General features: G+C 67.0%; 21 protein-coding genes and 2 pseudogenes. 7 read left to right on the plus strand and 16 right to left on the minus strand.

The annotated features are described in order from the left end of the window. The first annotated feature begins 61 nt into the window (after nucleotides 1–61). Nucleotides 62–490, plus strand: coding sequence for a tellurite resistance TerB family protein (locus tag F804_RS0108580; RefSeq protein WP_022707341.1), 429 nt, complete (start codon nucleotides 62–64; stop codon nucleotides 488–490). Here F804_RS0108580 and dacB read toward each other — a convergent pair. The 3 genes from dacB to F804_RS0108595 are packed head-to-tail and all read right to left on the minus strand — an operon-like array spanning nucleotide 481 to nucleotide 4,115. Beyond that, the gene (gene dacB / locus F804_RS0108585; RefSeq protein WP_022707342.1) at nucleotides 481–1,875 is read right to left on the minus strand and encodes a D-alanyl-D-alanine carboxypeptidase/D-alanyl-D-alanine endopeptidase; all 1,395 of its coding nucleotides are present in this window, start codon (nucleotides 1,873–1,875) and stop codon (nucleotides 481–483) included. The genes F804_RS0108580 and dacB overlap by 10 nt on opposite strands. Then, nucleotides 1,872–2,462, minus strand: a complete 591-nt coding sequence (locus F804_RS0108590) for a nicotinate-nucleotide adenylyltransferase (RefSeq protein ID WP_028725796.1) — start codon at nucleotides 2,460–2,462, stop codon at nucleotides 1,872–1,874. Before F804_RS0108590 ends, dacB begins: the two co-directional genes overlap by 4 nt. Before the next feature lie 54 nt (nucleotides 2,463–2,516). After that, on the minus strand, nucleotides 2,517–4,115 hold the full coding sequence (locus tag F804_RS0108595) for a bifunctional metallophosphatase/5'-nucleotidase (protein ID WP_022707344.1): 1,599 nt from the start codon (nucleotides 4,113–4,115) through the stop codon (nucleotides 2,517–2,519). Between the two features lie 120 nt (nucleotides 4,116–4,235). Between F804_RS0108595 and F804_RS0108600 the strand changes: the two genes are divergently transcribed. Together F804_RS0108600 and F804_RS0108605 are read left to right on the plus strand one after the other, a co-directional pair. Beyond that, nucleotides 4,236–4,571: a DUF952 domain-containing protein gene (locus tag F804_RS0108600; protein WP_022707345.1), complete on the plus strand. Its 336-nt coding sequence runs from the start codon at nucleotides 4,236–4,238 to the stop codon at nucleotides 4,569–4,571. Further along, a complete protein-coding gene (locus F804_RS0108605; protein ID WP_022707346.1) occupies nucleotides 4,568–5,626 on the plus strand; it encodes a quinone-dependent dihydroorotate dehydrogenase in 1,059 nt (352 codons plus the stop codon). Before F804_RS0108600 ends, F804_RS0108605 begins: the two co-directional genes overlap by 4 nt. Here the strand turns inward: F804_RS0108605 and cysE are convergent. Together cysE and F804_RS0108615 are read right to left on the minus strand one after the other, a co-directional pair. Next, nucleotides 5,623–6,444, minus strand: a complete 822-nt coding sequence (gene cysE, locus F804_RS0108610; RefSeq protein ID WP_022707347.1) for a serine O-acetyltransferase — start codon at nucleotides 6,442–6,444, stop codon at nucleotides 5,623–5,625. The two genes, F804_RS0108605 and cysE, sit on opposite strands and share 4 nt — an antisense overlap. An 82-nt stretch (nucleotides 6,445–6,526) precedes the next feature. Further along, nucleotides 6,527–7,210: a DUF2793 domain-containing protein gene (locus F804_RS0108615; protein WP_022707348.1), complete on the minus strand. Its 684-nt coding sequence runs from the start codon at nucleotides 7,208–7,210 to the stop codon at nucleotides 6,527–6,529. Nucleotides 7,211–7,320: 110 nt separating this feature from the next. On the opposite strand from F804_RS0108615, the pseudogene F804_RS17675 reads away from it, so the two are divergent. Beyond that, nucleotides 7,321–7,769: pseudogene (locus F804_RS17675) on the plus strand (hypothetical protein); the annotation flags it as partial. A gap of 303 nt (nucleotides 7,770–8,072) precedes the next feature. Here F804_RS17675 and F804_RS17170 read toward each other — a convergent pair. From F804_RS17170 to F804_RS0108665, 11 genes and pseudogenes are all read right to left on the minus strand, one after another. Then, nucleotides 8,073–8,363: pseudogene (locus F804_RS17170) on the minus strand (transposase); the annotation flags it as partial. Nucleotides 8,364–8,613: 250 nt separating this feature from the next. After that, nucleotides 8,614–9,249: a phosphoribosylanthranilate isomerase gene (locus F804_RS0108620; RefSeq protein ID WP_022707349.1), complete on the minus strand. Its 636-nt coding sequence runs from the start codon at nucleotides 9,247–9,249 to the stop codon at nucleotides 8,614–8,616. A 4-nt stretch (nucleotides 9,250–9,253) separates the two neighbouring features. Further along, nucleotides 9,254–9,637: a LapA family protein gene (locus tag F804_RS0108625; protein WP_022707350.1), complete on the minus strand. Its 384-nt coding sequence runs from the start codon at nucleotides 9,635–9,637 to the stop codon at nucleotides 9,254–9,256. Between the two features lie 57 nt (nucleotides 9,638–9,694). Further along, nucleotides 9,695–9,979, minus strand: coding sequence for an integration host factor subunit beta (ihfB, locus tag F804_RS0108630; protein ID WP_022707351.1), 285 nt, complete (start codon nucleotides 9,977–9,979; stop codon nucleotides 9,695–9,697). Nucleotides 9,980–10,157: 178 nt separating this feature from the next. Then, nucleotides 10,158–11,837 (minus strand): 30S ribosomal protein S1, encoded by a 1,680-nt coding sequence (gene rpsA, locus F804_RS0108635; protein ID WP_022707352.1) that lies wholly within the window; start codon nucleotides 11,835–11,837, stop codon nucleotides 10,158–10,160. Nucleotides 11,838–12,024: 187 nt separating this feature from the next. After that, entirely contained in the window at nucleotides 12,025–12,816 is a 792-nt protein-coding gene (locus F804_RS0108640) for a metallophosphoesterase family protein (RefSeq protein ID WP_022707353.1), read from the minus strand. Then, the gene (locus tag F804_RS16055) at nucleotides 12,813–13,760 is read right to left on the minus strand and encodes a diacylglycerol/lipid kinase family protein (protein WP_022707354.1); all 948 of its coding nucleotides are present in this window, start codon (nucleotides 13,758–13,760) and stop codon (nucleotides 12,813–12,815) included. The genes F804_RS0108640 and F804_RS16055 overlap by 4 nt, the downstream gene beginning before the upstream one ends. Before the next feature lie 63 nt (nucleotides 13,761–13,823). Continuing rightward, nucleotides 13,824–14,618, minus strand: coding sequence for a formate dehydrogenase accessory sulfurtransferase FdhD (gene fdhD / locus F804_RS0108650; protein WP_022707355.1), 795 nt, complete (start codon nucleotides 14,616–14,618; stop codon nucleotides 13,824–13,826). Further along, on the minus strand, nucleotides 14,615–15,682 hold the full coding sequence (locus F804_RS16060) for an ABC transporter substrate-binding protein (RefSeq protein WP_022707356.1): 1,068 nt from the start codon (nucleotides 15,680–15,682) through the stop codon (nucleotides 14,615–14,617). Before F804_RS16060 ends, fdhD begins: the two co-directional genes overlap by 4 nt. Continuing rightward, nucleotides 15,652–17,043, minus strand: coding sequence for a sensor histidine kinase (locus tag F804_RS0108660; protein WP_051142332.1), 1,392 nt, complete (start codon nucleotides 17,041–17,043; stop codon nucleotides 15,652–15,654). Before F804_RS0108660 ends, F804_RS16060 begins: the two co-directional genes overlap by 31 nt. Beyond that, nucleotides 17,040–17,705 carry a response regulator transcription factor gene (locus F804_RS0108665; RefSeq protein ID WP_022707358.1) on the minus strand — a complete coding sequence of 222 codons (666 nt, stop codon included), beginning with the start codon at nucleotides 17,703–17,705 and terminating at the stop codon, nucleotides 17,040–17,042. Before F804_RS0108665 ends, F804_RS0108660 begins: the two co-directional genes overlap by 4 nt. A 108-nt stretch (nucleotides 17,706–17,813) precedes the next feature. On the opposite strand from F804_RS0108665, the gene F804_RS0108670 reads away from it, so the two are divergent. Genes F804_RS0108670 through F804_RS0108680 form a run of 3 tightly spaced genes read left to right on the plus strand, consistent with a single transcriptional unit; the run spans nucleotide 17,814 to nucleotide 20,744 of the window. Beyond that, nucleotides 17,814–18,773 carry a Bug family tripartite tricarboxylate transporter substrate binding protein gene (locus F804_RS0108670; RefSeq protein ID WP_022707359.1) on the plus strand — a complete coding sequence of 320 codons (960 nt, stop codon included), beginning with the start codon at nucleotides 17,814–17,816 and terminating at the stop codon, nucleotides 18,771–18,773. Beyond that, complete coding sequence (locus F804_RS0108675; RefSeq protein WP_022707360.1) at nucleotides 18,770–19,213, plus strand: tripartite tricarboxylate transporter TctB family protein; 444 nt, start codon at nucleotides 18,770–18,772, stop codon at nucleotides 19,211–19,213. Before F804_RS0108670 ends, F804_RS0108675 begins: the two co-directional genes overlap by 4 nt. Nucleotides 19,214–19,217: 4 nt before the next feature. Then, on the plus strand, nucleotides 19,218–20,744 hold the full coding sequence (locus F804_RS0108680) for a tripartite tricarboxylate transporter permease (protein ID WP_022707361.1): 1,527 nt from the start codon (nucleotides 19,218–19,220) through the stop codon (nucleotides 20,742–20,744). The last annotated feature ends 1 nt before the right edge of the window (nucleotide 20,745 follow it).

Genomic DNA, 20,745 nt, shown 5'->3' on the forward strand with positions numbered 1-20,745 from the left:
GCCCGCTTATTGAAAGGCGCAGGCATCGTCAATAATCTGATGAGGAACCAAGGAGAAACCGATGACTTCCGAGCTGCCGTCCCTGTCGCCCTGCGACGCCCTTGTCGCCGTGATGGTGGCCGTTTCCGCCTCTGACAGCAACATCCGCACATCCGAGCTGGTGGCGATCCAGCGCATGGTCGACCACGCGCCGGTCTTTGCCGATTACGACGACCAGCGCATCCGCGCGGTCAGCCAGACGGTGATGACCCTGTTCGAGGAAGAGGACGGGCTAGACGCCCTGTTCGGCCTGCTGCGCGATGCGCTGCCCGAACGCCTGTACGAGACCGCCTATGCCCTGGCCTGCGACGTGGGCGCGGCGGACGGCCGCCTGTATGACGGAGAGATCCGCATGCTGGCCGAGATCCGCGAGGAGCTGGACATCAGCCGCCTCCACGCCGCCGCGATCGAGCTGTCGGCGCGGGTGCGCCACATGACGCTTCAGGACTGAAGCGTCGCCTCGAAGGCGGCGATCACATCGCGTTGCAGCGATTTCGCCGCCCTCGTCCATGTGCTGACGCCAGCGGGCAGTTCGGCCCCCACCGAGGCATCGCGCCGCGCGGGATCCGCGCAGAAGATCGCGAAGACGCCCTGCTGCCCGCCCCGCGTCGTGACATATCCCGCAAGGTTCGACACGAAGTTCAGCGTGCCCGTCTTGGCCCGCACCTCGTGGGTCTGCGCGGGATCGGCGCCCAGATCCTCGGACAGGGGGTTCCGCTTCAGGACCGATGGCAGGTCCAGGTCGCGCCCCGGTCCCGCAAGGATCCGCGCCATGCCGAAGGCGCTGATCCGGCTGCCGGATGACAGCCCGGAATGGTCGGCCAGCCGCATTCCCTGCCCCGCATCCCCCAGCCATTCCTGCATCGCGGCCCCCGACGACCCAAGGTCCGCACGGCCGCTTGCGTGCAGGCCCAGCACCTCGGCGGTCAGGTTGGTCGAGAATTTCAGCATGTCGCGCACCAGTTCCAGCACCGGCGGGCTGTCATGTCCTGCCAGTTCCGGACCCTGCGGCGCGCGGATGGCGATCTCGGGGGCGGGCAGGACGAGCCCGCGTGCACGACACAGGGTCTGGAACACGTCGGCGGCATAGAGTTCGGGCAGGCGGACCGGCAGCCACCTGCTGCCCGCGCGCCGGATCGCCCCGCGCGACACCGTCCAGTATTCCCGATCCTCGTCCGCGCGATAGCCGAACAGCGCCGCCTGATCCGCCGCCGCCGCAGTCACGGTATAGGCGCGCGGCGATTCCCGCGACGCACGCGCCTGAAGCTGCATGCCTGCCCCACCCGAGCCCCAGCCCAGATGCACCCGGTTGAAGTTCAGCACCATCCCCGAGATCGAAGGGTTGTAGGCCAGGTGCGGCGACTGCTCGGGGGTGATCTGCGGCAGTTGGGGCAACGCTCCGCCCCAGACCGTGAAACGTGCGGGCGTCGTCACACCGGACGCGACCAGCGCGTCGGCAAGGGCGGCAAGATCATCGGTGCTCAGCACGGGATCGCCGCCACCGACCAGCACAAGCGCATCTCCATCGCGCAGGATCTGCGTGCGGAAGCGGTGCGTCGGCCCCAGCCGGTCCAGCGCGAAGGCAGCGGTGATCGCCTTCATCGTGCTGGCAGGCGCCATGCGTCGCGCGGCCAGCCCCAGGGACAGTGCATCGCCCCGCGCATCCAGCAGCGCATGACCCACTTCGCCCGCCAGACCGGCAGCGGCCACGACCCGTCCCGCATCGATGGCGGGCCTGACCGGCGGACGCATGGCAAGCGGATCGGCAAGCGCAAACCCGGGTGCGGCCCCGAAGGCGATCCCCGCGCGAAGGAAGCTGCGGCGTGAAAGGCTCATCGTGTGGCCCTGATGCTGGAGGAGGAGAGAGGCGACATCGGCAGGTTCAGGAAGACCCATGCCGGCGCGGGACTGCCGGGCAGCATGCGTGCCGCGCCCTCGGGCAGTCGATGCGGGCGCAGGATCTGCGCGGCGCGTGCGTTCCGGGCCGCAAGCCGGGTGCCGGGACGGGCAAGAACCGCGAAGGGCATGCTGTCTGCGATCTGCTGCCAGCGATCCCAACGGTCGAACTGCAGCAGGTTGTCCGAACCCATCAGCCAGACGAAATCGACGCCGGAATAGGAGGCCCGCAATCCCGCCAGCGTGTCGGCGGTCATGCGCGTTCCCATGCGCGCCTCGATATCCGTGACGACGATGCGTGGATCGCGGGCCAATGCGCGTGCCTGCGCGATGCGTTCGGGCATCGGCGCAGGGCCGTGGGACTTGAGGGGGTTTCCAGGCGAGACGAGCCACCAGACGCGATCCAACCCAAGCCGCGCGATCGCGGTGCGGGTGATCTGAAGATGGCCGTCATGCGGCGGATCGAAGGAACCGCCAAGGATTCCGATCCGCTGTCCGGCCATAGCTATGGGAAGTCCATGCCTCATGCCGGTGCAATAGCCGACGCGGCCCGCCTTGCCAACGGGCCGCGCCGTGACGCGTCACTTCACGGTGATGCGCCCGTCGGTATAGGGTTCGTAACCGCCATCGACGGCGCCCAGGTATTCGGCCACGACCTCGGCCAGGTCCGGCCCGAAATCATAGGCGTTCTGCCCGTTCTGCGCGAAGACGGAGTACCCGTCGCCACCACCACGCATGTAGTTGTTGGTGGTCACGCCATAGGTCGCGGCGGGGTCGATCGCGACCCATTCCTCGCCATCCTCGACCATCACGTCGCTGATGCGGGCGCCTGCCTCGGCTGCCGGATCGACGGTGTATTTCAGACCCGCGACCTGCGCGAAGCGGCCGGCCTGCTCCTCGTACTGGCTGGCGCCGTTTTCCAGCGCGGCGACGATATCGGCACCGGTCAGCTGGAAGGTGGCCAGCGTGTTCTGGAACGGCAGGACGGTATAGACTTCGCCCATCGTCACCTCGCCCTCGTCGATCGAGGCGCGAAGCCCGCCGCCGTTCTGGATCGCGATGGTCACGCCCTGATCGGCCACGCGGGCCAGCATGGCATCGGCGACAAGGTTGCCCATCGCACATTCCTGCTGACGGCACACTTCGCGCGCGCCCTCGATGGTGGCGGCGGACTGGGCGACGACCTTGCTGCGCAGTTCGGCGATCGGCTCGGCCATCTCGGCCACGCGGGCGGCGATGGCCTCGTCCTCGGGAACCGAGGCGTCAAGAAGGATCGGCTGGCCTTCGACCGCCGTGACCTTGCCCTCGTCGTCGAAGGTCAGCTTCAGATGACCGACATACTTGCTGTAGGCATAGGCCTGCGCGACGGGCACCTGCACCCCGTCCACCCCGCCGACCATGGTGGGATAGGCACCTTCGGCACCTTCCATCTGGCCCAGCAGCGTGTGCGAATGGCCGCCGATGACCGCGTCGATGCCCGGCACCTCTGCCGCGAAGACCTGATCGCGAAGATAGCCCACATGGGTCAGCGCGATGACCTTGTCGACGCCTTCGGCCTCCAGCGCCTCGGCGGCGGCGGTCAGGGCTTCGATGTCGTCCTGGAAGATCACGTCGGGACCGGGGGACGAGGTTTCTGGCGTATCGGTCGCCAGCGCCGAGATGATGCCGATCTTCTGGTCGCCCTTCTCGATCACCACCTGCTTGACGACCTTGTCCTTCAGGTCCGACTGCGACAGGTCCAGGTTGCTGGACAGGACCGGGAACTCGACCCCGTCGGCCAGCACGGCCAGCCCCTCGGGGCCGTCGTCGAATTCGTGGTTGCCCACCGCCATCGCGTCATAGCCGATGGCGTTCATGAACTCGACGACCTCCTCGCCCTTGTAGGTCGTGTAGAACATCGAGCCCTGGTACTGGTCGCCCGCGTCCAGCACGATCACCGGCTCGCCGTCGGCCTCGATCTGCTGGCGCAGTTCGGCGATCTTCGAGGCGATGCGCGCGACGCCGCCAAAGCATTCGTTCGCGGCCTTCGTCTCCTCGTCGCAGGTGCTGTCGTACTTGTTGACCGGCTCGATCCGGCTGTGAACATCGTTGGTGTGCAGGATATGCAGCACGCTGTCGGCATGTGCGGCCCCCGACATCAACGCAATCGCAGAGGTCGCGGCGAACAGGCTTCTGATCATGGGTGATTCCTTCCAATCCCTGACGGTCGGCGTCGAAAGATTGGCCCGCCCGCAGGCACAGGTCAAACGGAAGCTGACTTCGCGCTTGACCGGCGACGCCACGGCACGGCAAATGCCCGCATGCTGATCTATAAGGTATTCCGCGCGGCCGAATGGGCCGACATGCAGCAGCGGGGCGAAACGCCCGGCGCGCCCGTCGATCTTGCCGACGGTTACATTCACCTTTCGACGGCCGTGCAGCTGCCGGGAACGCTTGCGAAGCATTTCGCGAACGAAACCGGCCTGACGCTTCTGGCCTGCGAAAGCGGCGACATGGAACGGGACATCAGATGGGAAGAATCGCGCGGCGGCGCGCTGTTTCCGCATCTGTACCGGAACCTGCGCATGTCGGACGTGATCTGGTCGCGCGAGATCGCGCTGACAGATGGCGTCCACGTCACGGGGGTCGAGGAATGAGTATCGTCGAGAAGCTGGGCCTTGCCGCGCTGCACCGGATGGACCCCGAGCGCGCGCACGACCTTTCGATCCGCGCCCTCCAGACCGGGCTGGTGCCGCTGGCGGGGGCGCCGGTCACCAGTCCGCGCCTGCAGACGCGGCTGGCGGGGCTGGACCTGCCGAACCCTATCGGACTTGCCGCCGGGTACGACAAGAACGGCAAGGTCATTGCCCCCCTGATGAAATCCGGCTTCGGCTTCATCGAGATCGGTGCGGCGACCCCGCGCCCGCAGCCCGGCAACCCCAAGCCGCGCCTGTTCCGTCTGTCCCAGGACCGGGCGATCATCAACCGCTTCGGCTTCAACAACGAAGGTGCGGATGCCGTGGTGGGGCGGATGCAGACGCGCCCGCGCGGCATTCCCGTCGGACTGAACCTGGGGGCGAACAAGGACAGCCAGGACCGCGCCGACGATTACGCGCAGGTTCTGGCCGCCGCAGCGGATACGGCGGATTTCGTCACGGTCAACGTGTCCTCGCCGAATACCGAGAAGCTGCGCGACCTTCAGGGCGCCGACGCCCTGTCTGCCCTTCTGCAGCATGTGATCGGAACGCGGGACGCCAAGAATGCCGCGCTGCCCGTATTCCTCAAGATCGCGCCCGACCTGTCGGACGCCGAGATCGCGCAGATCGCGGGTGTCGCGCTCGATTGCGGCGTGAACGCCATCATCGCGACCAACACGACCCTGTCGCGCGATGGATTGGCCAGCGCGGATGCCGGTCAGGCGGGCGGCCTGTCAGGGCAGCCCCTGTTCGAACGCTCGACCCGCGTGCTGGCGCGGCTCTGGCTGGAAACGGGGGGCAAGGTGCCGCTGATCGGCGTCGGCGGAATTTCCTCGCCCGAGGATGTGTGGCAGAAGCTGCGCGCAGGAGCCTCGGCGGTTCAGGTCTATTCCGCGCTCGTCTATCAGGGGATGTCGCTGGCACCGCGCCTTGCGCAGGCGCTGGATCAACGCCTGATGGCCGAGGGCACGACCCTGGAACAGCTGACCGGAAGCGGCGCGGCCGACTGGGCCTAGTCGCCTCCGCCCAGCAGGTGGTTCATGCTGTGGGACGGCTCGGGGCAACCCGCGTCGCCCACGATCTGCGCGGGAACGCCCGCGACCGTCTTGCAGGGCGGAACCTCGCGGACGACGACCGAACCGGCGGCGATGCGCGAATGGTGACCGACCTCGATATTCCCGAGAACCTTGGCACCCGCGCCGATCAGCACCCCCTGCCCGATCTTCGGATGGCGGTCGCCATCCTCCTTGCCCGTCCCGCCAAGCGTCACCGAGTGCAGCATCGACACGTCGTTGCCCACCACCGCGGTTTCACCAATGACGATGGAATGTGCGTGATCGATCATCACCCCGGTCCCGATGCGCGCCGCCGGATGGATATCCACCCCGAAGCATTCCGAGCAGCGCATCTGCACGAAATACGCCATGTCGCGGCGGCCCTGGTTCCACAGCCAATGCGCCATGCGATACGCCTGAAGCGCCTGGAATCCCTTGAAGAACAGGATCGGCTGCAGAAGCCGATGCGTCGCCGGGTCGCGGTCATAGACGGCCATCAGGTCCGCCCGCGCCGCATCGCCCAGTTCCTCGGATGCGGCATAGGCCTGGTCGGCGATCTCGCGCAGGATCTGCTCGCTCATCTCGCCCGAGGCCAGCTTCAGCGAAAAGCGATAGGCCAGAGCCCCCTCGAGGCTCTGGTGATGCAGCAGCCCCGCATGGATCAGCGCACCCAGCAGCGGCTCGTTCGCGACGGCGGCACGGGCCTCGTCGCAAAGCTGCGTCCAGATGGCATCTCGGTCGAGGCTCAGCGGTGTCTTGTTCGCGTGCTGCATGTTCATCCTGGGGCCCACCCGGTTCCTTCTTGCCATCGGTCATAGACCAAGTGGGTACCGGGTGGAACCCGGGCAAGCCCTTGAGGGATCAGGAAGGCAGGCGCAGTTCCAGCCAATGGACCGCGACATGCACGCGCCCCAATGCGAACTCTCCGCCATTGGCCGTCAGGATCAGCGGTTCGGCCTGCCAATAGGTCATGGGCGTTCCCAGCATTCCGCGCGCCCAGGATCCCTGCCCCTTGCCAAGCCCGTTCCCGAAGCGGTCCGTGCCGTCGCTCGTGCCCAGCCGCCAGCTTGCAAGGGTGCCGGTGATCGCCTCGGTGACGCGGGCCGTGGCACCAATCACCATCGCATGGGCGGGGATGACCACGGTGCTGACGACGGTGCCTGCCGCGTTCAGCAGGACCTCTCCCTCGGCGATGCCGGCGATCATGCCGGAACCCGAGGCGCCCATCGTCATCGCACCCATTGCCCATTCCGAACCGTCATGGACCGCCTCGGCGCCCCGGTCCCGCACGAAGCCGCGCATGCCGCTGCGGGGGGCGACGAAGACCCACCCCCCATTCGCGCCGATGGCAACCATGCCTGCCTGCCCCGACCACGCACCCTGCGCCCCGTCGGGAACGCCCCAGCACTGACCGTCCAGCACCGTCGCGGGCGGCGTCGCGACCGAAACGCTCTCAAGCACCAGGTTCACCAGCCCATCGAGGCGCATCAGCGCCTCGTTCACGGTTACATGCTTCTGCGCCCGCGCAGGCAGCAGCAGCGACATGCCAAGGCCGCCGTTTCATTCGAGATCTCTTCCTGCTAAGGGGCCGTATCCGTAGGTGTTTGATCGCACGGTTTGGTAGTGTGATCCTTTCTCAAGCTTGGAAAAGCGTTATGGGACGATTTCGTCATGGGGGCGCCACAACCACACACGCCGTCATAGCAGCAGTAATGAGGGCGGCCCGCCACCGGTCAGAGGGCCTTCCCGAATGACCGCAAGCTTCGCTTGCGACGTTGAGCTGGGAGCTGGGAGCTGGGAGCTGGGGATCAATCCCACTACGGTCGCGAAGTGGCGTAAACTGCAGACGGTCGATTATCGTAAGACCGGTCCAACGGGGCCTCGTTCGACGGTCCTCCCCGAGGCCGAGGAGGCGGCCATCGTCGCGTTTTGGCGCCACACGTTGTTGTCGCCTTATGGCACTGCGCTTGCCTATATGCCCTCCATCCCGTACCTGACACGCTCAGCATCGCACCGGTATCTACAGAGGCATGGCATCTCACGCCTGCCGAACATCGAGGGCGACAAACCGAGGAGGTCGAAGTTCAAACGCTACCCGAACGGCCCTCGACCTTGTCCTCGGACCAAGTATGGATGCCCCCTTGACAAGAGCTTCGTTTGATCTGGCATCTGGTCGGTCGCGGCCATTTGTACGGCGTCTAAGATGCAGCGAGTTTACAGCTGCGCGCCCTGATGAAGTCAGCCGGCGGTCGGGTCCCTATCAATGGCGCGCGCTCGGAGGCGCTCCGGTCCGAACTGGGTGTCCAATTCCGCTGTGTTACCGTCGCTTTGCCATCACCTCACGACTCGCGCCTCACCATCTCAAAGCCTTGCCGGTCCGATACCGGCGCGGCTTGTCTCTTACATTTCAGGCTGGGGTGGCTCGGTAACTGCCGCCACGGGCAATCAGCGCCCAGATTGTTTGGGCCATGAGGTTGGCTAGCGCTACGGCGACCACTTTCACCGGCTTGCGGACAAGCATTCGGTCGAGCCAATCAGGTGCCGGTCCTGACGAACCCACTCGACACCCTCGCCGCGCGCTGATCTGGGCCATGGTGCCGAGGTAGAGTGGTCTGCGCAGGTATCGACTACCGGCTTTGGATATCCGTCCGAGCTTTTCCTTCCGGCCGCTGGAATTTGCTCGCGGCGTGAGGCCGACCCGCCCCATTCCATGTCATTCATCTGAAACTGCCCCGCCTCGTGTCCTGTCCGCACGAGCAGAGAAACGAAAAGGCGGCCCGAGGTGTCACCCCTTGCCCACTTCTCCCAGCATGTAAACTTTGTACCCAAGGGCGTTCGCAAAGTCAATCACTATCGCATGGGTTGTGCGCAACAGGCGAACGCATCAAGTGATTTCAAGGACTTGCCCGCGCAACACCCGTTGCACGGATCGCGCAACGCGGGACGCTTCAGCCCCGCGCAGCGTCGATGAAGTCACGAATCCGGTCGGGATCCTTCACCCCCGGCGCGGATTCCACGCCCGAGCTGACATCGACGACCGGCGCACCGGTCAGGCGCACGGCCTCGGCGACGTTGTCCGGCGTCAGGCCGCCCGCAAGCATCCAGGGCCGCAGCCAGCGCCGCCCCACCAGCAGGCGCCAGTCGAAGGCCAGGCCGTTGCCACCCGGCAGCACGGCATCCTTCGGGGCCTTCGCATCGACCAGCAGCATGTCGGCCACCAGCCCGTATTCGGTCAACTGGCCCAGATCGTCGGGGCCGGAAACGCCGATGGCCTTCATGACCGGCAGCCCCGTCAGGGCGCGCACTTCGGATACCCGTTCGGGGCTCTCCTTGCCATGCAGCTGGATGATGTCCAGGGGGGCCTTGTCCAGCACCTCGGTCAGCAGCGCGTCGTCGGGGTTCACGAACAGCCCGACGCGGGCCACGCCCACCGGAACCTCGGTGACCAGTTGCGCGGCCTCGTCGGGCGTCACCGCACGCGGGGATTTCGGAAAGAAGACGAACCCAACGTAACGCGCGCCCGTCTCGATCGCGGCAGCAAGCTGCGCCTTGTCGCGCAGCCCGCAGATCTTCACATCGGCCATGGGATCAGCGCGCAGGCAGGCTGGCGCGCGATTTCGGTGCCGAGGGCGCATCGAGGATGGCGACCACGTCGTCCTTGGGCGCCTTGTGACGCTCGCGCAGGTGATCCATCTCGGATTCCAGGCGGTTGACCTGTGCATTGCCGCGCTTGGCCGCACGGCGGAAATGCGCCTCGCGCAGCCATTCCCAGATCAGACCCGCCAGCATCCCAAGCGCGAACGCGACGAAGATGATCAGGAACAGCGGCAGTTCCAGCGACCACGTTCCGCCAAGAAAACGACCCATATCGGCCGGAAAGGCCTTGAGAACGACAGCCTGCCGGTTCGCCAGGGCGACGGCCACAAGCACCAGCGCCAGCGCGGCGACAAAGATCAGTCGGATGAAACGCATATGGCCCTTCCCTTCACAGCCTTGGGGCCGGATCGGCCCGGATACGTTCTACGACGATCACGCCTCGTCGTTCAACCGATCCCGCAGCAGCTTGCCGGTCTTGAAGAAGGGAACGTGCTTCTCGTCGACATCGACGGATTCGCCGGTGCGCGGATTGCGCCCCAGACGGGCATCCCGCTTCTTGACCGAGAACGCGCCGAAGCCGCGCAGCTCGACCCGGTCGCCACGCGACATGGCGTCGATGATCTCCTCGAAGACCGTGTTGACGATCCGCTCGACGTCTCGGCGGAACAGATGCGGGTTCTCGTCTGCGATCATCTGGATCAGTTCGGACCGGATCATGCTTCCCTCCAATGGACCACGTGGCAATCAACGCGCGATGCAAATCGGTGGTTCACAGCGTTGCCAGCTTTACCCCCACCACGCAAGGCGCTTGACGCACAACCCTTCGATTCGGCAAGAAAAAGCCCGCCCCGCGTGATGCGGGGCGGGCAATGTGCAGGTGCTGAACCCGAAGGGATCAGTTGCCGCGGTTCAGCGCGGCGCCCAGGATGTCGCCCAGCGAAGCGCCCGAATCCGAGCTGCCGTACTGTTCGATGGCGTCCTTTTCCTCGGCGATCTCGCGTGCCTTGATCGACAGGCCCAGACGACGGGTCTTGGTGTCGATGTTGGTGACGCGCGCATCGACCTTGTCGCCGACCTGGAAGCGCTCGGGGCGCTGGTCCTGACGGTCGCGGGCCAGATCCGAACGGCGGATGAACGACTTGACGCCGTTGTATTCCACCTCGACGCCGCCGTCTTCGATGGCGGTGACTTCGACGGTCACGATGGTGCCACGCTTCACGCCGTCAACGGCTTCGGCCATGCCTTCGTTTTCCAGCGACTTGATCGAGAGCGAGATGCGCTCCTTCTCGACGTCGACGTCCTGGACGACTGCCTTGACGACGTCGCCCTTGCGGAAGTCCTGGATCGCGTCTTCGCCGCGGGTGTCCCAGCTGATGTCCGACAGGTGAACCATGCCGTCGATATCGCCTTCGAGGCCGACGAACAGACCGAACTCGGTGATGTTCTTGACTTCGCCTTCGATGACGGTGCCCGACGGATGGGTCTCCGAGAAGACTTCCCACGGGTTGCGCATGGTCTGCTTCAGACCCAGCGAGACGCGGCGCTTGGCTTCGTCGATCTCCAGGACCATCACGTCGACTTCCTGCGAGGTCGAGACGATCTTGCCCGGATGGACGTTCTTCTTGGTCCAGCTCATCTCCGAGACGTGGACCAGGCCTTCGACACCGGCTTCCAGCTCGACGAACGCACCGTAGTCGGTGATGTTCGTGACGCGGCCCTGGTGGACCGAACCGATCGGGAACTTCGATGCGACGGTATCCCACGGATCGGCCTGGAGCTGCTTCATGCCCAGGCTGATGCGGTGGCTTTCCTTGTTGATCTTGATGACCTGAACCTCGACCGTCTCGCCGATCGACAGGATCTCGGACGGGTGGTTCACGCGGCGCCACGCCATGTCGGTGACGTGCAGCAGGCCGTCAACACCGCCCAGATCGACGAAGGCGCCGTATTCGGTGATGTTCTTGACGACGCCCTTGACGGTCTGGCCTTCCGACAGGTTGGCGATGACCTCGGCGCGCTGCTCGGCGCGGCTCTCTTCCAGGATCGCACGGCGCGAGACGACGATGTTGCCCCGGCGGCGGTCCATCTTCAGGATCTGGAACGGCTGCTTCAGACCCATCAGCGGGCCGGCGTCGCGCACGGGACGGACGTCAACCTGCGAACCGGGCAGGAACGCGACAGCGCCACCCAGATCGACGGTGAAGCCACCCTTGACGCGGCCGAAGATCGCGCCTTCGACGCGCTGCTCGTCGGCATATGCCTTTTCCAGACGGTCCCAGGCTTCCTCGCGGCGTGCCTTCTCGCGGCTGATCGAAGCTTCGCCACGGGCGTTCTCGACGCGGTCCAGATAGACCTCGACTTCGTCGCCGACGCTCAGGTTGGCTTCTTCGCCGGGATTTGCGAATTCTTTCAGATCGACGCGGCCTTCCATCTTGTAGCCGACGTCGATGATGGCCTGGCCCGCCTCGATGGCGATGACACGGCCCTTGACAACCGAACCTTCGTCCGGAGTGTCGATTTCGAGGCTTTCATTCAGGAGGGCCTCGAATTCCTCCATGGTCGCTTTAGCGCACATGCGTTTACAGTTTCCTTTACGTCCGTTTGACTGGCCTGACGGTTGGCTCCGCCGGTCTGTAGCGCCCCCCGTGGCAACGACAAAGGGTCCGGCGAATACGCCCGACCCATGTGCAAGCGGTCTGTTCTGACCATGTCGCCCGTGTGACTGGCGTCCACATAACGCCGATCGCGGGAAAACTCAACGCCTAAACGCGTGCCCAGCGCCCGCCGCGCAGGGCATATTCGCGGATTTCGGGCGGGCCGAAGCCATCGCGGTCCATCGGCGCGACATGGCGTTCCAGCCGGACCGCGTCGCGTTCCACGTCCAGGACCGCGATCTCGTTCCGGGCGTCGCTTGGGCGCGCGCACAGCGCGGTACCGCCCTGCAACTGCAACAGGCCCGGATGCCGCCCCGTCGCCAGCAGCTCGTCCAGCGCGAAGATGTGCAGATGCCCCGACAGCGCGATCCGCACGCCCGCATCCTGCAACCGACGCGCGGCCTCGGGGGCGCGGCGCGCGGTCCGCTTCTCGACCGAGGGAAGCTGTTCCAACGGATGATGCAGCGCGACGATGTTCACGGCATGGGGATCGGCGCTGCCGACAAGGCGGCCGATCTCGCCCTCGCGGAACAGGCCGCGCTGCCAGGCAAAGGGATCGGCGCTGTTCACGCCCAGCACCCGCGCATCGCCCGCCTGCGCCACCGGCGACAGGTTCGCGCCGAAATGCCGCCGGAATCCCCGAAACGGCCAAAGCAGACGCGCCAGCGGGTTCAGCAGTGGAATGTCGTGATTGCCCGGCACGATCAGCGTCCGGGCCTCGATCCGGTCCAGGAAACGCTGCGCCTCCTCCATCTGCGGGACCAGCGCGCGATGCGTCAGGTCGCCCGTCACGACCACGATATCCGCATGCGCCTCGGCGATCAGCGCCAGAAGCGGCTCGACCAGGTCCTGCCGGTGGAAGCCGAAATGAAGGTCCGACAGGTGAACGATCCGGGTCATGCGCGCGTCTTGTCCCGTCCATCCGCCGGCAGCAGGACGCGCAAGGCATCGCGCCGGACCGACATGCGGAACGGGCTGGCCAGCCGCGTCTTCTCGCCGTCATGGGCCACCAGCTGCGCCTTGGCGGGGGTCTCTATCTCCATCCGGTCGGTGACGATCATGTCGAAATCCTCGTCCCGCGCGCTGTGACCGAAGGCAAGGCGCAGCGCGGACCGGAACAGGGGCATCGCGCGGCTGGCCTTGGCGACCAGCACCACCATGCGCCCGTCGCGGATCGCGTCCGCGCCCTCCAGCCCGAAGGTCTCCAGCTGATAGGCGCTGCGGGCCACGAAGACCAACGCGCTGGTGAAGTGACGCTCCTCTCCGTCGACGCGCGCAGTCAGGCGCATCGGGTTGCGCAGCCGCCGCAGCGCCACCGCGACCGACCAATAGGCCGCCAGCCGCGACCGCCCCCAGCGGCGATAGATCCCCTCGCGGGTCTTCAGGATCTGCGGATAGGCCCCGAGGCTGATGTTGTTGAGGAAGATCAGACCGTTCACCTCGCCCAGATCGGTCAGCGACTGGCGCGCATCGAGGATGGTGTCGATCCCCTCCTCGATCGTCTCGCCCACGCCAAGGTCACGCGCGAAATAGTTGAAGGTCCCGCCCGGCAGGACGCCCATCGGGATCCCCGTCCCCGCAAGCGCGCCCGCCACCGCCGATTGCGTGCCGTCGCCGCCCACCGCGATCACCAGGTCGAACCCTTCGGACGCCACATCGCGCGCAAGCTGCGGCAGATCGCGGCCATGTTCGGCCACGCGCGTCTCGAACCGGCCGCAATGCGGGGCAAGGCGCTTGTTCAGCAGGGCGGCGGTCTCGTGGTGCCTGCGCCGCCCCGAGCCCGAATTCATCACCGCGCAGACCCGGGCCGTGCCCAGATCGAACCGCAATTCCGCCTTGTCCATGATCACCTGTCCCCGTGTCGCGCAAATCGGCAGCGGACCAACACCGCGACGCGGCGCAGGGTTTCATGCGGTCACGACGCGCCCCGGATGGCAGAACAGCTCGAACCCGCCGCCACGGGCCAGCGCCGCAAGGGTCAGGCCCGCCCCTTCGGCCAGCCGCAGCGCATGGGCGGTGGGCGCGGACACGGCGACCAGCACCCCCGCACCCGCCATCGCGGTCTTCTGCACCATCTCGACCGAGACGCGGCTGGTCAGCACGATCGCCCCCTTTGACGCATCCATCCCCTGCCGCACCATCGCGCCGATCAGCTTGTCCAGCGCGTTGTGACGGCCCACATCCTCGCGGGCCAGGACGATCCCCTGCCCCGGCAGCAGAAAGCCCGCCGCGTGAACGGCGCGCGTCTCGTCGTGCAGGGGCTGCATCGCGCGCAGGGCATCGGTCGCGGCGGCGATCTCGGGTTCGGGGATGCCGACGCCGCCGACCTGCGGCAGATCGCGCATGGCGGCGGACAGGCTCTCGATCCCGCACAGCCCGCAGCCGACCGGGCCGGCCATGCTGCGACGGCGGGCGGCCAGCCGCTCTCCGCGGTCGCCCGCAAGCCACATCTGCGCCTCGATGCCCGCGTCATGGGCGACGATGCGCAGATCCTCGATCTGGGAGGCATCCTCGATCACGCCCTCGGTCAGGGTGAAGCCGGTCGCGAAATCCTCGATGTCCTGCGGGCTGGCCATCATCACCGCATGGGTCGATCCGTGATAGACCATGGCGATCGGCGTCTCCTCGGGCAGCGACCGCAGGATGGGGCTGGCGCCGGGGTGGCGGGTGGCGGCATGTCGGGCAAAGGGGTGCTGGCTCATGGTGCCTCGGGGGTCGTCGGGGTTTCGCCCGCAGGCATATCCTGTATCAGCGCCGCCCGCCATTCCGACAGAAGTGAGGCCCGCCGCAGCCGATCGTCATAGACCAGCAGCCCCGCATCCAGCCGGATCGGGCGCAGCGACGGCCCCGGCGCGGGCCCCGTCCCGGGGATCAACGCGACACCTGCGCTGTCGGCGATGATGCCCTGCGACCAGGGCGACAGCAGATGCGCCAGCAGCAGCTCTCCTCCTTCGGGGTCGGGGGCCGCCACGGGGACGAAGGCCGACCGCAGGATCGCCAGCACGTAATCGTCCAGCTCCAACTGCACCAGGTCGGGGTCGTCGGGCCGGAACCGCGCGGCATAGCTGGCGACGACGTTATAGGCCAGCGCCACGCGCCCCGCGCGCAACTCCTCGATCATGTCGCCCGAACAGCAGAACAGCCGCGCATCCAGGCGGCCCATCACCTCGGCCAGGCGCCAGAACCCGTCCGAGCCCTGATCGTCCTGCGACACGAGGAAGTAACCCACGCCCGACACCTCGGGGTCGTAGGATGCGATGCGCCCCGCGAAACGGTCGGGGTTCTCGCGCAGGGTCGCGATCAGTTCCCGCCTGCTGCGCGGCAATGGCAGATCCCCGAACCCCCTGCGCGAGGCCAGCGTCACGACCGGCTCCAGCGCCATGCCCCACAGCTGATCGCGCCAGCGCGCCCAGTCCGGCAGGCCCGGCACATCCAGTTCGACCGAGGCCGCGAAGCCGTCATTCGCCAGCTTCATCTGCAGATCCATCGCGGACGAGATCACCAGGTCGAACCGCGCCCCCTCGTCGCGGATCGCGCGCTGGATCTCGGCCGAGGAAGCCTGGACGTAATGCACGCGCCGCGTCGGATGACGGGCGGCGAAATCGGTCAGCACGGCGGCCATCGCCTCGATATCGGCATTCGACAGCACCTCGATCGGGGCGGCCGGCGGCAGACCGAAATCCTGTTCGGCCTCGATCTCGAATGCATGGGCCGGATTTGCGGACAACCAGGCCGTCAGGCCCAGGGAAATGATAATGCGGCGCATGTTCCCCCCGTTTCGCGCGGCGCGACGATCAGCCGCCCGCCATGTGCGGCGGCGACCTCGGACACGATGGTCAGCCCCAGCCCCGATCCGCCGGTATCCCCGACATTTCCCCCGCGCCGGAAGCGGGCGACCAGCGCGGCCGGGTCCCCCTCGATCCCGCGCCCGTCATCCAGCACCTCGATGCGCAGTTCGGTGCGCGAGGGGCGGATGGCGACATGCACATGCCCTTCGGATGGGGTGTATTTCAACGCGTTGTCCATCAGGTTGCGCAGCGCGATCTCGAACATGCGCGCATCGCCATGCATCTGGACGGGCAGCGCCAGCCCTTCGGTCGTGACCTCGATCTCGCGCATCTCGGCGATGGGGGCGGTCGCGCGCACGACCTCCTGGACGATGGCGGCGATGTCCAGCGGCCCCGCCGCGAACTGGTCGCTGCGATAGAGCACCATCGCATGATCCAGGATCTGGTTCGCCGAACGGCTGCTCTCGCCCACCGCGCGCACGATGCGGCGCAGCCTTGCGGCGGTGGCGGGGTCGTCGGTCTCCGACAGGGCCAGCTCGGCCTCGGTGCGGACCAGCGACAGGGGGGTGCGGATGCGGTGCGCGGCCTCGAAGATGAAGGTCTCGGTCATCTCCAGCGCGGCACGCAGGCGCGCGATCAGCCCGTTGATCGAGCGCAGCAGCGGCTGCAACTCGCGCGGCGTCTGGTGGCGCACGGGGCGAAGATCGCGCGGACCGCGCGCGGCCACGACCTGTGCCAGCCGCCGGATCGGCCCCAGCACCGCGCCCGCCGCCAGCAGCGCGACAGGCAGCGCCAGCGCCATGAACGCCGCCGCCGCCCATGCCGCGCTGCGGGCCGTGTCGCGGGCGATCGCGGCCTGCCCGTGGCGCGTCTGGCCCAGTGTCACCACCACCTGCCGCGCCCGATCCTCGATCAGCAGGCTGCGACTGACCGAGGCAAGCCGCAGCCGCGCATCGCGGAAATCAGTGGACCAGAAGACGGGCACCAGCCCCTCGGGGGGCATGGGGGGCATGGGCAGGTCGTCATACCCGGTCGCCGGATCGCCATCGACGCGCACGGCATAGAAGATGCGTTCCTCGCCCATCGCCCCCAGCATCGAGAAGGTGCCATAGGGCAGCTCCAGCTCCAGCCCGTCATCGACGCTGCGGATACCGTCCGCGACCGCCGTGACCGCCGCCCCCAGAACCGCGTCCTGCGACGCCCGCGACGCGCGATCCGCCACCCAGCCCACGGTGAAGGCCAGCCCCGCCACCAGTACCGCCGACAGCAGGATGAATTGCCAGACCAGCCTGCGCCGCAGCGAGACGCCGCCGCCCGGGCGCATCATCGTGCGGATCATTCGGGAAACAGCCGATAGCCGACGCCGCGCAACGTCTCCAACCGCGCGCCCGACCCTTCCAGCTTGCGGCGCAGGCGCCCGACATAGACCTCGATCGCGTTGTCGCTGACCTCTTCGTCGAACGAAAACAGCCGGTCGATCAGGTGCGACTTCGAGAAGGCCTGCCCGGGCCGCGACAGCAGGATCTCCAGCAGGCGCAGCTCGCGGGCGCGCAGTTCTCGGGTCTCGGGGCCGATGGTAATGCTGGCGGCCAGCGCGTCGAAGGTGAAGCCCGCGAAATGGCGGCGGCTGTCGGCGGCCCCGTCGCGTCGGCGCAGGACGGCACGGCAACGGGCCTGCAACTCGGCAAAGTCGAAGGGCTTGGTGATGTAATCGTCGGCACCCTGATCCAGTGTCAGCACCCGGTCGCCGACCGAGGCCGAGGCCGTCATCATGATCACCGCCGTATCGCGCCGCGCCGATCGCTCGCGCGCAAGAAAGTCGCGACCGTCTCCATCCGGCAGCGAAATATCAAGCAGTATCAGATCGTAAGGCGCGGAATCCAGAAATTCTCGAGCGTCGCCAAGCGTGGCCGCGTGATCGACGGCATGCCCCTCCATCGCCAGACGAGAGGCGACCGCATCCGCAAGCTCGCGGCTGTCCTCGACCAGAAGAAATCGCATTCGCCCAAACTTTCGGCATCCGTGACAGGTTCGTGTCAGCTTTCCACCAAAACATGAATCCCGCAAGCCTGCCGGGACCAACCCGCAGGCACGTCTGGGAGGACAAGCATGAAAATCATCGTTCGCGGGGCCGCCCTGGCCCTTCTGACCTCGGTTGCGCTGCCGGCATCGGCCGCCGAATGCATCGCGCCCGCCAACCCGGGCGGCGGCTGGGACTTCACCTGCCGCCAGATCGGCCGCATCATGACCGAACTGGAACTGGTTCCGAACATGGTGCAGGTGACCAACCTTGCCGGTGCGGGCGGCGGCGTCGCCTATGCGCAGGTCGTCTCGAAGCGCAGCGACGACCCCGAACTGTTCGTCGCCGCATCCTCGGCCACGACGACGCGCCTTGCGCAGGACGCCTTCGCGGGCGCAACGGCCGACCAGGTGCGTTGGGTCGGCTCGATCGGCGGCGATCCCGGCGTCATCGTGGTGGCCAAGGACAGCCCGATCCAGGGCCTGAACGACCTGGTCGAGGCCGTGAAGGCCGATCCGGGCAGCGTGGCCTTCGCGGGCGGGTCGGCCGTGGGCGGCTTCGACCACCTCAAGGTGCTGATGCTGCTGGGCGATGCGGGTGTCGAGGACATGCGCAAGATCAAGTATATCGGCATGGACGGCGGCGCGGACGCGATCACGCAGACCGTGGGCGGATTCGCGCAGGCCATGACCGGCGACATGTCCGAGATCACGGGCTTCATCCGTTCGGGCGATGTGCGTCCGATCGCGGTCCTGTCCGAGGAACGCGTCGCGGGCTTCGACGACGTGCCGACCGCGAAGGAACAGGGCGTCGATACCGTCGCGATGAACTGGCGCGGGATCTATGTCCCCAAGGACATCAGCGACGAGGATTACCAGCGTTGGGTCGATCACCTGACCGCCGTCGGCCAGTCCGAACAGTGGCAGACCGTCATGGCCGAGAACGGGCTGGAGCCGTACCTGGTCACCGGAGCCGAGTTCCAGAGCTTCGTCGACGAGAACATCGCCGAGATCCAGGAACTCTCGCGAGAGATCGGGCTGCTGAAATGATCCGAGGCGACCGCATCTTCGGCGTCTGCATGATCGTCCTGGCGTTGGGGTACATCCTCAGCGCCAGCGGCATCCAGACCAGCTTCATGTCGGACCCGGTCGGTCCGCGCGCCTTCCCCTACATGGTGGCGGGCGTGGTGATCCTGACCTCGGTCGTGATGATCCTGCGCCCCGATCCGGACCAGGAATGGCCGGCCGGGCCGATGCTGGGTCAGCTGGCCATCGCGCTGGCGGTGCTTGCGGGCTATGCCAAGGCGATCTCGCCGCTCGGGTTCCTGATCCCGACCGCCATCGCGGCGGGCGTCCTGTCCTGGCAGATCGGAGGCCGCCCCGTGCGCGCCGCGATCGCGGGGATCGGGCTGTCGGTGGGCCTGTTCGTCCTGTTCCGCGTCATTCTGGGCCTGGGCCTGCGCGGCCTTCCCTCGGGCATGGGGTTCTGATCCGATGGACATTCTTTCCAATCTTGCGATGGGTCTGTCCATCGCGCTCTCTCCCTACACGCTGGTGCTGGCGATCGTCGGCTGCTTCGTGGGCACGATCATCGGCGCGCTTCCGGGCCTCGGCCCGTCGAACGGCGTGGCGCTGCTGATCCCGATCTCGTTCTCGCTCGGGCTGGATGCGATCTCGGCGCTGGTGCTGCTGACTTCGGTCTATTACGGGGCGATGTATGGCGGGCGCATCAGCTCGATCCTGCTGAACATCCCGGGCGACGAGCCCGCGATGATGACGACGCTGGACGGATACCCGATGGCCCGGCAGGGCATGGCCGGCGAGGCGCTGGTCGTTTCGGGCGTCGCATCCTTCGTCGGCGCCTTCCTTGCGACCGTCGGCCTGATGGTCTTCGCCCCCTACCTGGCGCGCGTGGCCTACCAGTTCGGTCCGGCCGAGTATTTCGCGCTGTACATGCTGGCCTTCTGCACGCTTGGCGGCATCGGTTCGTCGAACCAGGCCAAGGCCGCGCTGGCCGCCGCGATCGGCCTTGCCATCGCGATGATCGGGCTGGACAAGACCACCGGCATGCCGCGCTTCACCTTCGGTGAACTGCACCTGATGGACGGCGTGGACTTCCTCGTGGCGATCGTCGGCCTGTTCGCCGTGGCCGAGATCTTCCACTTCATCGAGAGCCATGGCCGCGACAGCGCCATCGGCGTCAAGCTGGGCAAGATCCTGGTGCCGTGGAAGATGCTGCGCCAGACCTCGGGCGCGATGCTGCGCGGGTCGGGCATCGGCTTCATCGCGGGCGTTCTGCCCGGCGCGGGCGCCTCGCTCGGGTCGTTCCTGGCCTATATGGGCGAGAAGTCCGCAGCCTCGGACAAGGACAGCTTCGGTCGCGGCAACCCGCGCGGCGTCGCCGCCCCCGAGGCCGGCAACAACGCGGCCGCAGGCGGGGCGCTGGTCCCGATGCTGACGCTTGGCGTGCCGGGTTCGGGCACGACCGCCGTGCTGCTGGCGCTGCTGCTGACGCTGAACATCACCCCCGGCCCGCTGCTGTTCACCGAACGCCCCGAGGTCGTCTGGTCGCTGATCGCGTCGCTTCTGGTCGCCAACGTCGTGCTGCTGCTGATGAACGTGCCGATGGTCAAGGTCTTCGTGAAGATCCTGTCGGTCCCCGCATGGGTGCTGCTGCCGGGTGTGACGATGATCGCCTTCGTGGGCATCTACTCGTTGACCGGGTCCAGCTTCGACATGCTGATGATGGTCGGTTTCGGGGTGCTGGGTTATGTCATGCGCAAGCTGGACATCCCGACCGTGCCGGTGATCCTGGGCATCCTCTTGGGCAACTCGATGGAGGACAACCTGCGCCGCGCCATGGTGCTGTCGGACGGGGACTGGACCTATCTCTTCTCCTCGCCCATCGCATTGGGGCTGTGGATCGCCGCGATCATGGGCTTCGTCGCCCCGATCTTCCTGCGCCGCTTCCTGAAGAAGCCGCCGCTGCCTGCAACCGACCCGACCCTGAACGAGGACTGAG

Source organism: Paracoccus zeaxanthinifaciens ATCC 21588, from assembly GCF_000420145.1.
GTDB classification, from domain to species: domain Bacteria; phylum Pseudomonadota; class Alphaproteobacteria; order Rhodobacterales; family Rhodobacteraceae; genus Paracoccus; species Paracoccus zeaxanthinifaciens.